Here is a 15552-nt window from a genome sequence, read left to right as displayed (position 1 = left end):
TGTAATGTAAGGATTTCAGTCCAAAAGCCTAATCCAGCCATTACGTCGCCTTCAGTCAGCCCAGCTAGAGCCGATTTGAAAAAATACTTGCTTTGTAAAAATCTTTATGATAATACTTCTTAATAGTGATACCTATAACTGCAAATTACTTGCAGCTATTTAGTGAGGGATCTTTTATATAAAAGATAAACCACTATCAAGAAATTATTGCGTCATAGATTTGAGCGTGAAAGTTGCTGCTGGATGTGGAAGCACACCAGTATCAAACTTAGAGAAAACTCTGTTTACAGGTGTAGGGTAAGGAGTAACGGGAATGAAATCTGAATTAATTAATGAGATACGTTCGGTAGGATTAGCATTAGCTGTTATCAGCAGCTTAGTACAACCAGCGTATGCCCAAAAACAACCACAAGAAATACCTAGTGTTGAAGACAAAGAACATTATTCAACCAGTGCAGCGCAACTACTAGCACAAAAAGGCAATACCTCAGTTGCAAAAATTACAGGAATTAAAGTTAATACCACTGCTAAAGGCATTGAAGTAATTTTAGAAACTCCTAATATAGACGCACTAAATCCAGTCAATAAAAGCCAAAGCAGTAATTTTATAGTAGAAATACCTAATACAGTTCTATCACTGGGTAAACAAAACAGTTTTAACCAAAAAAATCCAGTTGCAGGTATTACCAATGTCAGCGTCACCCAAACAAATGCTAACACCGTCCAACTAACAGTTACAGGTGAAAAAGGTGTACCAATCGCCGAATTATTTGATGGTGATGAAGGCTTAATTTTTGAACTTGCACCCGTCGCATCTGCTACTACTTCAATACAGCAAAATCAAACAGTAGTTAAAATTAGTGAAGTTAAATTTAACAAGACTAACAACGGCTTAGAAATAATCTTAGCGACTCCAGAAGGTGACAAATTACAAGTAGCGTCGAAAAAAGACGGTAACACTTTTATTGTTGACATTCCCTCAGCCCAGCTTACTCTACCCAATGGTGATACAGTTAGTCAAAAACAACCTATTCCTGGAGTTAGCGATATCACAATTTCTAACTTTAATAGCAATACCATCAGAGTTACTGTGACGGGAACAGATAATACACCCACGGTAGAATTATTTGATAGTAACGATGGTTTAATTTTTGGTGTCACTTCTACTGCTTCCACCCCTCAACCAGAAACACCAACAAACCAATCAGAAAATCAAACTCAACCAGAAGAAACAACTGCTTCAGAAACACCAATAGAATTAATAGTTACAGGTGAAAAAAATAGCGGTTACTTTATTCCCGAAGCTACAACTGCCGCTAAAATAAACGTACCATTGCGTGATATTCCTGCATCTGTACAAGTTATTCCCAAAGAAATAATTCAAGACCGCCAAGTAATTAGACTTAACGAACTAGCAGATAATGTCAGTGGTGTACGTCCTCAAGAAACCTATGGTGGACTAGCATCTCAAGGTTACTTTATTCGTGGTTTTTCTACAGGTTTTGAAACTCTGCGTGATGGTGTAAAAGATTTTGGATTTTTGAGTCCTCGTGATGTCGCTAATGTGGAGCGGGTAGAATTTCTCAAAGGACCTGCATCAGTTTTGTATGGTAGCGCCACCAGTCCCGGTGGTGTTGTCAATACTATTACTAAAAAGCCCCTGGAAGATCCTTTTTATCAACTGAATGGCACAATTGGCAATAATGACTTTTACCGAGGAACAATTGATTTTTCTGGACCTTTATTAGAAAATAAATCCGCACTTTACAGACTTAATGCAGCTTACGAAAATGCGAAAAGTTTTCGTGATTTCGTAGAAAATGAAAGTACCTTTATTGCCCCAATGATTACCGTCAAAGCGGGAGAAAGGACAAATCTTACCTTTGGTTATGAATATCAAAAATATGACTACACTTTTGAACGGGGTTTTCCTTCCAATAATAAGGTAGTTTTTGATTTGCCTATCAACCGTTTTTTAGGTGAGCCTAATCTCAACCGAGGTGAATTGAAATCTAATAATTTCACCTATACACTAGAAAGTGAATTTGGGGACAACAATAATTGGAAATTCCGTCAGGTTTTTAATGTAATTGATGTTAGTGGTAATACTAGAGGTGTGCAGCCAAGGCGTGTAAATGCCGACGAACGGACAGTATTACGAGCATATCGCAATGTTGATGAAGACCAGAATAATTTAACATTTCAAAATGAAATTAGTGGCAAATTTAAAACAGGTTCAATTGCCCATAATGTGCTTGTAGGATTGGAGTTATCCAATTACAGATATGTGTACGACTTTTTGAGTGGCAGCATTGGTGATTTAGATATTTTTAACCCTGTTTATGGCGCACCAGTACCTACGAATCTGAGCAGGTCTAATGAAGAATATGGTGGAGATAATATTGCAGTCTATTTCCAAAATTTAGTAGAACTAACACCACAAATTAAATTACTTGCTGGTGGTCGTTTTGATAATGTTGATTCTTTTTATCGAGATGTAGAAACTGGTACAGTCTATGATGAGACTTCAGACTCTAAGTTTTCGCCAAGAGTAGGGTTAGTTTATCAACCAACTGATTCTACATCAATTTATGCTAGTTGGACTAATTCTTTCAATCCACAAATATTTGGCAAGACTCGCAATAATGAACCTTTTAAACCAGAAACGGCAGAACAATTTGAAGTAGGAATTAAGCAGGAGTTTTTGAATAAACGGTTATCAGCAACTTTAGCTTATTTCGATATAACCAAGCAAAACGTTTTAACAACAGATCCTGAAGATGATAACTTTAGCATTCAAACAGGTGAACAAAAAAGCCGTGGTTTTGAATTAGATGTTGTTGGTGAAGTTCTTCCTGGTTGGAAAATAATTGGTACTTATGCTTATACAGATGCCAACGTTACCAAAGATAATGACTTACAAGATAATCGCTTGGTTGGTGTACCTTACAACAGTGCAAGTTTATGGACTACTTATGAATTTCAAAAAGGTAATTTGCAAGGGTTCGGTTTAGGAATTGGACTTGTTTATGCTGGAGAAAGGGAAGCGAGTTTACCAAATAATTTGAAAATTCCTTCATTCGTTAGAACTGATGCTAGTGTTTTCTATAAACGGGATAATTGGCGTGCTGCTATTAATTTTAAAAACCTCTTGGATACTAAGTATTACGAGTCTCAAGGTTTCTTTATTGTTCCGGCTGCACCATTAACAGTATTGGGAACGGTTTCTTTCGATTTTTGATTTGCATTGAGAATAGGGTTAAATAATTAACTTCAATTGGCGGGAAAATCCCGCCTCTAAAACTTTCAATACTTGGTGAATGTTTTCAGATTAAAACCAATGAAAAAAGGATATTTTGCTGCTCTCAGGCTATGTATTTTAACTGCTATCTCTTTATTGATAGTTACTGCTTGTCATAGTGGGTTTCATCAAAATACTAGAGAAATCAAAACAAAGCCATTAGCATTAGCGGCAGAATGTCGGTTAGTGAAACATGAATTAGGTGAAAGTTGTATTCCACTTCAACCCAAACGGGTAATAGTCACTGAACAATTAGCTTTAGAGGTAGTATTAGCATTAGGAATAAAACCAATAGCTGCACCAGAATCTGCTTTTGTAGCGAATAAAGCTAATTTTTTGGGTAATAAAATAGCAGGTATAACTTATATAGGTAACGAGAATCAGTTAAACATTGAGGCTATTGTCAATTTACAGCCAGATTTGATTGTTAGTTTATACGGTATTAATCCAGAAACCTATAAATTATTTTCGCAAATTGCCCCTACAGTCAAGGTGAAATATTCTCAAAGTGGGTGGAAAGATTCTTTACAACAAATGGGTGATGTATTAGGTAAAAGTGATGTCGCTAAAGAATTATTAACTCAATATCAAGAAAAATTAACAAGTCTCCGGTCTGTGTTGGGTAATAAAGTTGAGAAAATCAAAGTTTCTGTAAGTAGATTTCATGGACAAGTTCAATTACCTGAATTTCGTTCTCAATATTCTTTTCCTGGAAGTATTTTGGCAGAATTAGGAATTTCTATGCCAGATAATCAAAAGAATTTAATCAAGTCTCCTGATGATAATTTAATTATTCTCAGCTTAGAAAGAATAGATTTACTCGATGCAGATATTTTATTTATAGCTGTAGATCCGGGAGCTAAAAACCTATTTCATAAATATCAAAATTCTCGTCTTTGGCAAACACTAAATGTAGTGAAAAATCAACAAGTTTATAGTGTTGATTCTAGTTACTGGATATTTGGTAGTATTTTGTCAGCCAATGTAATAATTGATGATTTATTTAAATATCTTCTTGATCAAAAAATGACTAATATTAATATAATTAATTAATCTAAAATGCGTACTTTTCTTATTATCTGGTTTGGTCAGTTTATATCAACTATTGGTAGTTCTATGACCAATTTTGCTATCAAACTCTGGGCTTGGGAACTGACAAGTCAGGTAACTACATTAGCTTTACTCAGTTTGTTTACATTGATTCCTAGTATTTTAATTACATTGGTTTCAGGATTAATTGTAGACCGTGTAAATAGAAAAATATTGATGATAATTGGTGATGCAGTAGCAGCTATATCTACTGTATTTATCTGTTATATTTATTTAAATAATCAATTAGAAACTTGGCATCTTTATTTAACTAGTGCTGTGAATGGGGCTTTTGGTGAAATTCAATCTCTGGCATATTCAACATCAATTTCTATGCTAGTTCCCAAACAGCAATACACTCGCGCTAGTAGTATGAATTCTGCTATTCATTACGGTTCAATTATTATCGCTCCAGGATTGGCAGGCGTACTCTATTATATGATTCATTTGAGTGGAATTTTAGTTATTGATCTGGTTAGTTTTACAATAGCGATCGCTACCATTTTCACAGTCCATATTCCCCAACTAAACATCAACAATAAATCTCAGAACGATCTCAATTTTTGGCAAGAAATAATCTTTGGCTTTCGCTATCTTATAGCACGTCCGAGTCTCTTCGCTATGATCGCAACTGGTTCTTTATTTTGGTTCTTTCATGATATCGGTGCAACCTTATCTTCTGCGATGATTTTGGCACGGACAAATAACAATGCAACAGTGTTAGGAAGTATCTCTTCTGCGGCTGGCTTGGGTGGAGTGACAGGAACTATAATTCTGAGTATTTGGGGTGGTTCTAAACGGCGGATAAATGGCTTTTTGTTAGGAATGATTGGGGCTGGAATCAGCAAAACAGTATTTGGTTCTGCACAAGGATTAATGATTTGGCTACCCGCACAGTTTTGTTCTTCCCTCAATTTTCCTATGTTGACAAGTTCCAGTACAGCTATTTTGTTGAGTAAAGTTAGACCAGATTTACAAGGACGAGTCTTTGCTACTGAATCTAGTATTCAACAGATTGTTTCGGCGATCGCTGTCTTCATTTCTGCTTTGCTTGCTGACCATGTTTTTGAACCTGCTATGATGCTAGGAGGTAGTCTTACACCCTTGTTTAGTGGTTTATTTGGAACTGGTAAAGGTGCAGGAATGGCAATTTTGTATGTGATTTCTTCTCTAGGTTTGTTGTTAGTTGGTTTGGGTGGATATGCTTACCCCAAATTGCGGAATGTAGAATATATTGTCCCTGATCATGATGTTGAATACCCACAAATAGCAAAAATACCCTAAGAGGGTGTTTGAAAACTTTTTCGTGTGGGATGCAATGGTGACTATATCAATTAATGGCGTTGCTGAATCAGAGTATGAAATTTACAAATTAGATATCTTTAACTCTTAATTCTTTGCGCCTTTGCGCCTTTGCGTGAGGCTAATTCATACATTCAATCAGCAACGCCCAATTAATTTATGCTTTCAAACAAAAATATGATAACATTAATAATTGTAAAATCTGACTCCTGCTATAGCGTTGTTGGTAAAAATCTGTATAATTTCGATTTGTGATCAAGAACTTTTCAAACAACCTCTGTCACTAAAAATTTATTTTATGCTCCCTAGTCTGCCACAATTTGGTATCTCAAGTTTATTCATGTTTTTCGTGCTTTCGACACGATACCTGATTGTGTCTTCGCTACTCTATTGGTTACTTTGGGTTCGTCGTCCCCAGTCTTGGGAAGTTCGTCGTCTTCATGATATGGATGAACGCAAGAGTAAAATGAAGAGTGAAATCAGATGGTCGCTGTTATCGTGCTTCATTTTTGCCTTACCAAGTGGTTTTATGATGGAAATGATCGCTTTGGGACAAACAAAGGTTTATATAAATCCTATACAATATAGCTGGGCGTATTTGCCAATTAGCCTATTTATCTATTTGTTTTTACACGATACTTATTTTTATTGGACTCATCGCTGGTTGCACATTCCCAGCATATATCGGCGCTTTCATAAAATACATCACGAATCTATTAATCCTACTCCCTGGACTTCTTTTTCTTTTGATCCAGTCGAGAGTATGATGACGGCAATTATTATTCCCATTCTGATTTTTATTATTCCCATTCACATTAGCATGGTGGGATTATTACTAACATTAATGACGATATTTGGCGTTGTTAATCACACAGGTTATGAAGTTTATCCACTTTCATGGATGCGTGGGTTATGGAATGAACATTGGATTACACCAACACACCACACTCTTCATCATCACAAATTCAATTGTAATTATGGTCTTTATTTTCGGTTTTGGGACAAATTGATGGATACAGATGTGATGATCAAAACGCCATTTATGAATGAGATTCCCTTAGTTAAGAAAAATAATGAGATGGACTCCTCTCCACGCTAAAATACATCGTACCATTCGCGATCGCCATCTATTTACACCCAACCAAAGGCTATTAGTTGCAGTTTCTGGAGGACAAGATTCTTTATGCCTAATTAAATTATTATTAGATATACAACCTAAATGGGGATGGAATTTAGCGATCGCTCATTGTGATCATTGTTGGCGCGATGATTCTCAAGCTAATGCTCTCCATGTCCAAAATTTAGCACAAAGTTGGCAGACACCTTTTTATTTAGAAACTGCTCATCAACCTGTAAACAGTGAAGCTACAGCCAGAAATTGGCGATATCAAGCTTTAACTAAAATTGCCCAAATTCATAATTATCAATATATTATTACTGGACATACGGCGAGCGATCGCGCGGAAACTCTACTATATAATTTAATGCGTGGTACTGGTGCAGATGGTTTACAAGCTTTAAATTGGCAACGTCCATTAACTGAGAATATCATTTTAGTCCGTCCATTATTGGCAGTTACCCGTTCCCAAACAGAGCAATTTTGCCAAGAATTTAATTTACCAATTTGGGAAGATTCCACAAATAAAAATTTACAATATGCGCGAAATCGTATTCGTCAAGAATTAATCCCATATTTACAAGAAAATTTCAACCCCCAAGTAGAAGCAAATCTAGCTCAAACAGCAGAACTACTACAAGCAGAGGTAGAATATCTAGAACAAACAGCCCATCAGTGGCGGCTAGAAGCCTTAGCAACAGATGAAAAAGGTGATTTACAGTTAAACAAAAGCATATTACGAACAGCACCCTTAGCAATACAACGGCGCGTGATGCGTCAGGTACTCCTAGAAATACTTCCCGATGCTCCCAACTTTGAACACATTGAAAAATTAACGGCTTTAATTACAGCCCCCAATCGTTCCCAGACTGATCCTTTTCCTGGTGGAGCAATAGCGATAGTCCAAGGCAACTGGATTTATATCAATCAGTATTCCAAGTAAAAAAATGCCCAATTGTCATTGCGTTCGCGGAGCGTGGCGTTAGCCATATGGAGCGGAGCGGAATGAAGCAATCTCTGGTTTTGGATCATTTATTGTTTGAAACACTCTCAAAGCAAAAAGAAGGATTAAATATCCTTCATGATTGCTAGATTAATACCTCTGGTAAATTCATCAAATCTTGGACAGCCTGACGCATCTCGTCCATAATTTGTAACTGATGATCGCCAGTTGTTTGCGCTTGAGTTAAAGATTCAGCAATTCTTTGTAACTGATCCCGAACTCCATCCAGAGCATCTTGAATAGGTTGTAAAGCTTCTTGATAAAGATTGACTTTACTCCCACATTCAACAGTCACTATTCGTAGATTTAATAGTTGTTCTTCCAGAGATTGAACCGCTTGACGATCAGTTTCTACTGCTTGAGTTTGATGATCAATCGTCTCCTGATCTGCGTTAATAGCAGTCAGTATCCGTTCTATATCACCCTCTAAGTTTTGTAGTTCCTGGGATTTTTGTTGCTTTTGCCCTTCAATCTCCAAAACAATTGATGCTAAATCACTAGATTCACTATGTAAATCAACAGTAACTCCTTGCCTTTGCCATAATATAAATTGATTTTGTTGGAGAGTCTTTTGCTGCCCATTTAAATTGCGTCTTTGTCCTACTAAGCTTTCGTTTAGCATTTCATAAAGATCACGTTCATCGGCTAATTCAGACTCTAAATCTGTCCGTTCTTCTCCAAAAGAATTGGCAATTTTTTCTTGGAGTTCTTCTATAAGTTCTTGCTTGTATTTCAGTTCTTGTTCTTGTTCTTGAACAAAACCGGAATCCCTATCTAATTTCTCCTGCCAGTCTTGTACCATCCTTTCCAATTCTGCTAAGGGCATTTGCTGCAAGGCTTCTACATCAACATCCTGTTTGGGGATTTCAGCATCTGTGTTAGTTGCCAAAAAACTGAGCTTTTGGTACAAATTCTCCTCAGTTCCCAAATGGTGTTTGAGTATAACAGCTAACTCCCGTTTACTATCAACTGTTGCGACCTTTAATTGCACCTGAGTAATCTGTTGTTCTAGAGAACTTTGTGCAATTTTTAATGCGTTTTGGCGATCGCCTAGAGTTTTTGTTAGTTCCTCTATCTCCTGTTGATGCTGATTAGCTGCATGACGTTGTATATCCAACTGTTGCCAATATGGATTAAGAGCGTCCTGTTGCTTCTCCACCAACTCCACAGCACAATTTAGGCTTTCTCTTACTGTTTCAATAGGATTAATCTGACTAGATAAGCGATTAAGTAAATCACTTAATACCTGACCTTTTTCCCTATCTATAGCCTGAGAGTTTTGGGAATTCGTCTCTTGCTGTTCTAAACGACGTTGTTCACCGCGTAGATGCTCCCAAGCCCCTTCCAACTCCTGACGATTACGTTCAACATCTGCCCGTAAACGTTCAATTTCCATGCGCGAAGCATCAATGGTTTGTTGTTGGGTATCTAAACGATTAAAGTCATTCTCCAATTGTTGTACTTGTTCCCAACGTGATTCCATCTCCATTTCCCGACGATTCAGTTCTTGAACCTGAATCATCAGTGACTGTTTCCACTGATCAATTTCATCTTCCTTGAGCTTAAACTTTTCCACCTGTCGGGAAAAATTCTGCAAAATATTCACCAATGGACGACCTGCGTCTTGAATCCGCTGTACTTGACGATTCGGACTCAATTCCACCAGTACCAATGCACCATCATTTAATTTATTGGCTTCATCAGCAACAATCATTTCGTCCGGTACGGGACTCCAGTTTTGGTCATTGCGTTGACAAGCGAGCAATTTGAGTTCGCTTTTGCCACCACCACCAAGTAAGCCACTCTTCTGTTTTTGTACTTCTGCTAAATACAGCACACCGTCAATCCTTTTGATGTACTTCTTGTCCGTGTTTTAGGATATACCTTAGATTATTCTATTAACTTATTTTCTTTAAACTTAGTTTAGCAGCACAACCAAGATAAAACTATTCTCCGGGACGTGACACATTTTGATACTTCTATATACTGAATACAAATCATTTTACTGCTCCCCTAATATATACTCTTAACCACTTCACTGAGTACAGTTTCCGTGTAATCACCGCCTTTAGCCTTATGATATTACAATATCTTAATATTTGTTCCATATATTTTTTTTTCTGGACTACTTGTATAGAGAATAGTATTGCTACTCTGTATTAGCTGATCAACATTGACCCTCATGAAACATAAAAAAAATAAATGACAAGATAGGAGTCAATATCAAGGTGTAACGAGTACGGTGGAAGAGCAACTCATCAATAAATTTCCGAGTCCCACAAATTTTATGTATTTAGACTAGATGTGAGGGATGGGAATAAAAAAAGTGTTGTGGAGTCTGAGGCAATTTTATGATTTTTACCCCTGACTCCTTCGGCGCTCAAGATCAACATTCATCAAGTAATCACACTGATACAGCAAGGAGTGCTTTGTAGCTAAATGCAGGGAAATTTAAACGAAATTGATATTTGCAGCATCCTACAACTGATCGAGTTAGGACAGCGAACCGGACAATTATGGGTAGAATCCCATACCTCACACCAAAATAACAAACTTAGTGGAGAAGAAATTTTCAAATGCCGACAAGGTGGAGAAAGTACACCACAATCATGGTTTGTCTTTTTTCTCAATGGTCAAATTGTCTATTGCCAAGCAGGTGATAGTAGTTTATCGCGGATTGACGATTATTTACGTCATTACCGAGTTCAAAAGCGACTTGAATCCAAACAACTTGCATCCCTAACATCTACAAATTCTCCAGAGTATGCTTATATTTGGGCGTTGTTGGAGCAAAACATCATCACCCCTAAAATTGCTCGTACCATCATTTATGGCTTGGTACAGGAGACTTTATTTGATCTCTTGAGCTTACACCAAGGCAGTTTCATTTTTGATCTAGGGACAGCACTAGTACCACAATTAACCACATTAGAAATTGCTCCACTAGTTGCCAAAATTACCAAGCAGGTGCAAGAATGGAAGCAATTATACCCACATATTCAATCAACAGAACAATTACCTAATTTAGCCGACATAGCTAAACTAGGTGCTTCATTGCCAGAGGTTACAGTCAAAAAATTACATAGCTGGGCTGATGGAAAAACTTCTTTACGCCAACTAGCTCGCTATTTGAACCGTGATATTTTAACAGTAGCCAAAGCTATATATCCTTACATACAGCAGGGTTGGCTGCAATTAGTATATTCAGAAGCTTATCATCCCCACAAACAAAAACAGAATTGGGAACAAGTCGAAAATTATAAAGGGCGGATAGTATGTATTGAAGATACACTAGTCATTTGTGAGACGATAGAGTCAATATTAAAATCAAACGGTTATGAAGCAATTTCCATTACGAATCCTTTGCAAGCCCTTAGTCTCGTTTTTCAAATTCAGCCAGATTTAATTCTCTGTGATATTGCTATGCCAGAATTAGATGGTTACGAGATTTGTGCCATGCTGCGGCACTCCACCGCATTTAGAGTTGTACCGATTATCATGCTAACTGGCAAAGACGGATTTATTGATCGTGTTCGCGCCAGGATGGTAGGAGCAACGGATTATCTGACAAAACCCTTTACAGATCAGGAATTACTAATGCTAGTAGAGCAATATCTAAATTCAGACTACTGTACAGGTATACAAATAGGATACAAGACTTGTTAATTGGGTACAAGATAGGGTAAAAAATGTTATCACCAGAATAAAACTACTTGTTGAACCAACTTCCATATACAGTAAAGTAGTGAAACAATAGACTTAATTTATACAGTTAATCTTTGTCGTGAGAGCAAATCGTGTTCTCTACCAGAACGTCTAAATTAGGAGGTAAATAGACATTTATGAGTACAGTTCTAATTGTTGAAGATAGTATTGCCCAAAGGGAGATGATTACAGACCTCCTCAAAGCTAGTGGCTTAAAAGTCACCCATGCAGGCGACGGTGTAGAAGCTTTAGAGGCGATTCAAAACACACCTCCCGATTTAGTGGTTTTGGATATTGTCATGCCGCGAATGAATGGGTATGAACTCTGTCGGCGATTAAAATCTGATCCCAAAACCCAAAATGTTCCTGTAGTCATGTGTTCTTCTAAAGGTGAAGAATTTGATCGCTATTGGGGGATGAAGCAAGGGGCAGATGCCTACATAGCTAAACCTTTTCAACCAACCGAGTTGGTAGGAACAGTCAAACAACTGCTGCGAGGATAAGGATGACAACAACATGGTTAGCAAACCAGACTTTTTAAGTGGCACTGGGCAAGATCAATTCCGTCCCGAATTACAACTAGAAAGTCCTGAAGGTGAGTTACATTTAAGGTTTTATCTGCCCTCACGTCAGGAGTTTGCATTACAAGCAACTGGGATTAGAGAAGTAATTGAACTTAGTCCAGATCGAATTACCCCAATTCCGAATACATCCCCCCTACTTTTAGGTACTCTAAATTTACGGGGACGGTTAATTTGGGTGGCTGATTTAGGTCAATTTTTGGGTGAAGCAACTGCCTTAAATACAGATTGTTCCGAAATACCCGTAATTGCTATCGAAGATCAAGACACCATAGTAGGCTTAGGGGTAGAAGAAATTTGTGGCATGGACTGGCTTGATGTCCAAGATTTAAGGCCGCAAAATAATGTACCAGATACTATGGCTCCATTTTTGCGTGGTGAATGGGTATTTGATACAAAAAAAGAAAATAAATACTTACGACTACTTGATCAGATAGCAATTTTGCGAAGTGCGCGGTGGGCAGGATGAAATTGGGAGGGAGGAAATGGCAACACGTATAGATGATCACGATCCAACTTATGAGCAAGCAAGAATAGCCTATGAACAACAGGACTATGAATTTGCTGCCACATTGATTGATCAGTTAGTGCAGAATTTACCAAATGACCCTGACTCACATTTGTTAAGGGGGCATATTTACTATGTTTTGCAAGAATATGAAGTAGCAAAAGATGAATATCAAAATGTATTAAAATTGACCGATGAACAAGAACTGATTAATTTAGCTAATGATTGTTTAGCAGCGATCCATCAGTATACACATCCTTTTGGCAATTATGAAGACTCTGAACCGTCATCTAATGGTGTAGTCAAAGATGAGGAATCACTGGATTTGGGAGTGATGGGGGATTTGAATAGTCACAGTTTTGAACTCAAGTCCTTTGAAGACTACGAACCACAGTTAGATAATCTAGAAAATCCGTCTTTATCTAATCCTTTTACAAGTGATTTAGAGAGTATGGACTTTGACAGCACCTCATTAGATATGGGTGGTGTGATGAGTGACGATCCTTTTGCCTTGTCTTTAGACTCGGGAAGCCAAGATAATCACCTAAGTAATAATCTGATATCAGATCAATTAGAATTACCTCCTTTTTGGCAAGATGAGATTTCTTCTAGTCAAAATAGTGCTGGCATTAGTAGTAATTTAGAAAATGAAAATTTAGGCATAAGTGATGGGGCTAATAGCTATTCACCTTTTGCTGAAACTAAATTATCAGCTAATTATGAAGAAGAAGATGCCCCGGAAATATTGATGGGAGAAGATATAGAAGAGTTGATAGGTGATGATTTTGGAGATATAAACCCAAACCAAAAAGATGAGGGTTTAGAGATTAACGAACAGGTAATCAACAATAATATAGAAGATAATTGGCAAGATAGCCTGGAAGATGACTTGTCTCTAAGTGGCCAAGATAGTTGGGTGAATAAGATTTCCGATGAAGAAATAGCACCTATGTCAGAGATAGAACTAAATCAACATGAAGCAATATCTGCCAGCCTAACTAACAATTCTGCCCCGCCTAAACAGCAGTTGAATGTCAATGCTTCATCAGGGAAAAATAGTTTTGATGATGATAGTTTTGATTTAGATGCTTTTGAATCAGCTTTTGGTGCAGAAGATGAAGGAGAATTTAGTGCAGAAACCTTTATTTCCAGCCAGGATACCAGCAATATTTTAAGTGGAGACACTAATAATAAGAATAATATAGAGTTTTTAAACGACTTTGATGAATTTGATGATCTGGGTGATATACCAGGATTTGACATCACCGAAGATGATAGTTTTCATGATGAGGGTATTCTCTCAGAAGCCCTAGATAGTCAGGGAAATTCGTTAAATCAATTTATTGATGATTCATCGGATCAGGACATAGGCGATCGCGATGAAGAACTATTCACAATTACAGGCGCTCAAGAAGTAGTTCCCGTCTTTACTCAATCCGATGTCGCCAAAATAGAACCCAACGTATCCTTTGAACAAGGGATATTTGGAGTCTTTGAAAACGCCTCCCTAGACAAAAAACAATGGTACATTGCTGGGACTGTCGGGTTAGCATCAGCAGTTATTGTTGCTCTTGTTAGCTCACTAGCAACTTTAGCCTCACCGGCTCAACAGCGAGAATCAGTCAGAAACACAGGTTGGTTAATGGCCTTAGCCGCAGGAGTTACAGGTGCAGCTACCGCAGGGTTCATGGGTAATCTCACCCTCAGACAAATTCGCCGTTCTACCAAGGATCTGCAAACTCAGTTTGATTTAGTGCGTCAAGGGAATCTGAACGTCGAAGCGACAGTCTATTCAGAAGATGAATTAGGCTACTTAGCCACTGGCTTTAACGACATGGCAAGAGTAATTTTTACCACTACCAATGAAGCTCAACGTAAAGCCATTGAACAAGAAGAAGCCAAAGAAAACCTGCAACGTCAGGTAATTCGTCTTCTAGACGACGTAGAAGGGGCAGCTAGAGGAGATTTGACAGTCCAAGCAGAAGTGACCGCCGACGTACTCGGAGCAGTAGCTGATGCCTTTAACCTGACAATTCAAAACTTGCGGGATATTGTTCAACAGGTAAAAGTAGCGGCACGGGATGTTACCAAAGGTTCAACCAACTCAGAAACCTTTGCTAGAGCCTTATCTGGGGATGCTTTACGACAAGCAGAAGAATTAGCTGTCACCTTGAATTCTGTACAGGTAATGACCGATTCTATCCAACGGGTAGCAGAAGCAGCCAGAGAAGCAGAATCTGTAGCCCGCGATGCCAGTCAAATTGCCCAAAAAGGAGGAGAAGCCGTAGAAAATACCGTAGCGGGGATTTTGGAAATTCGGGAAACAGTAGCCGAAACTACCCGAAAAGTGAAAAGGCTGGCAGAATCATCCCAAGAAATTAACTCTATCGTCGCCTTAGTTTCGCAGATTGCGTCCCGCACCAACTTACTAGCACTGAACGCCAGTATTGAGGCAGCCAGAGCAGGAGAAGCGGGACGGGGGTTTGCCATTGTTGCTGATGAAGTACGTCAGTTAGCAGATAAATCCGCCAAATCCTTAAAAGAAATTGAGCAGATTGTGATGCAAATTCAAAGTGAGACTAGCTCCGTCATGATGGCGATGGAAGAAGGCACACAACAGGTAATTCATCAAACAAAATTAGCTGAAGAAGCCAAGCGATCGCTCGATAACATCATTCAAGTAGCAGATCACATTGATATTCTGGTACGTTCAATTACCAGTGATACTGTAGAACAAACGGAAACTTCCCGCGCGGTGGCACAAGTAATGCAATCCGTGGAACTAACAGCACAAGAAACATCTCAAGAAGCACAGCGGGTTTCTGGAGCTTTGCAACATTTAGTAGGAGTATCCCGCGATTTGATTGCCTCTGTGGAACGCTTCCGAGTAGAAACCATCGAATCAAGGTAAGAGGCAAAAGTAAAAAGGCAAAAGTAAACATCCCT

Annotated in this window: 10 protein-coding genes; 9 read left to right on the top strand and 1 reads right to left on the bottom strand. The window is 38.1% G+C overall.

Features of this window, described 5'->3' with window-relative positions:
• The first annotated feature begins 313 nt into the window (after positions 1 to 313).
• The 5 genes from FJR04_RS19725 (at position 314) to tilS (ending at position 7752) form a co-directional block, all read left to right on the top strand.
• Entirely contained in the window at positions 314 to 3241 is a 2928-nt protein-coding gene (locus FJR04_RS19725; protein WP_217359437.1) for a TonB-dependent siderophore receptor, read from the top strand.
• A gap of 99 nt (positions 3242 to 3340) precedes the next feature.
• Positions 3341 to 4354, top strand: coding sequence for an iron-siderophore ABC transporter substrate-binding protein (locus FJR04_RS19720; RefSeq protein WP_168497920.1), 1014 nt, complete (start codon positions 3341 to 3343; stop codon positions 4352 to 4354).
• Positions 4355 to 4360: 6 nt separating this feature from the next.
• Positions 4361 to 5674, top strand: a complete 1314-nt coding sequence (locus FJR04_RS19715; RefSeq protein ID WP_168497918.1) for an MFS transporter — start codon at positions 4361 to 4363, stop codon at positions 5672 to 5674.
• A 391-nt stretch (positions 5675 to 6065) separates the two neighbouring features.
• On the top strand, positions 6066 to 6791 hold the full coding sequence (locus FJR04_RS19710) for a sterol desaturase family protein (protein WP_371418197.1): 726 nt from the start codon (positions 6066 to 6068) through the stop codon (positions 6789 to 6791).
• Entirely contained in the window at positions 6766 to 7752 is a 987-nt protein-coding gene (gene tilS / locus FJR04_RS19705) for a tRNA lysidine(34) synthetase TilS (protein ID WP_168497914.1), read from the top strand. Before FJR04_RS19710 ends, tilS begins: the two co-directional genes overlap by 26 nt.
• A gap of 145 nt (positions 7753 to 7897) precedes the next feature.
• On the opposite strand, the gene hmpF is transcribed toward tilS, so the two are convergent.
• On the bottom strand, positions 7898 to 9649 hold the full coding sequence (hmpF, locus tag FJR04_RS19700; RefSeq protein WP_168497912.1) for a pilus motility taxis protein HmpF: 1752 nt from the start codon (positions 9647 to 9649) through the stop codon (positions 7898 to 7900).
• 602 nt (positions 9650 to 10251) lie between these two features.
• On the opposite strand from hmpF, the gene FJR04_RS19695 reads away from it, so the two are divergent.
• The 4 genes from FJR04_RS19695 to FJR04_RS19680 all read left to right on the top strand — a co-directional run bounded on the left by FJR04_RS19695 (position 10252) and on the right by FJR04_RS19680 (position 15517).
• A complete protein-coding gene (locus tag FJR04_RS19695) occupies positions 10252 to 11478 on the top strand; it encodes a response regulator (RefSeq protein WP_168497910.1) in 1227 nt (408 codons plus the stop codon).
• A gap of 176 nt (positions 11479 to 11654) precedes the next feature.
• Positions 11655 to 12020: a response regulator transcription factor gene (locus FJR04_RS19690; RefSeq protein ID WP_168497908.1), complete on the top strand. Its 366-nt coding sequence runs from the start codon at positions 11655 to 11657 to the stop codon at positions 12018 to 12020.
• Between the two features lie 13 nt (positions 12021 to 12033).
• On the top strand, positions 12034 to 12567 hold the full coding sequence (locus FJR04_RS19685; RefSeq protein ID WP_168497906.1) for a chemotaxis protein CheW: 534 nt from the start codon (positions 12034 to 12036) through the stop codon (positions 12565 to 12567).
• A gap of 16 nt (positions 12568 to 12583) precedes the next feature.
• Positions 12584 to 15517, top strand: a complete 2934-nt coding sequence (locus tag FJR04_RS19680) for a methyl-accepting chemotaxis protein (protein WP_168497904.1) — start codon at positions 12584 to 12586, stop codon at positions 15515 to 15517.
• The last annotated feature ends 35 nt before the right edge of the window (positions 15518 to 15552 follow it).

This window comes from Anabaena sp. UHCC 0204 (assembly GCF_009711975.1).
In the GTDB taxonomy this organism is placed as follows: domain Bacteria; phylum Cyanobacteriota; class Cyanobacteriia; order Cyanobacteriales; family Nostocaceae; genus Dolichospermum.
Note: the sequence above shows the minus strand (reverse complement) of the source record. Positions and strands in the feature narration are given on the sequence as shown.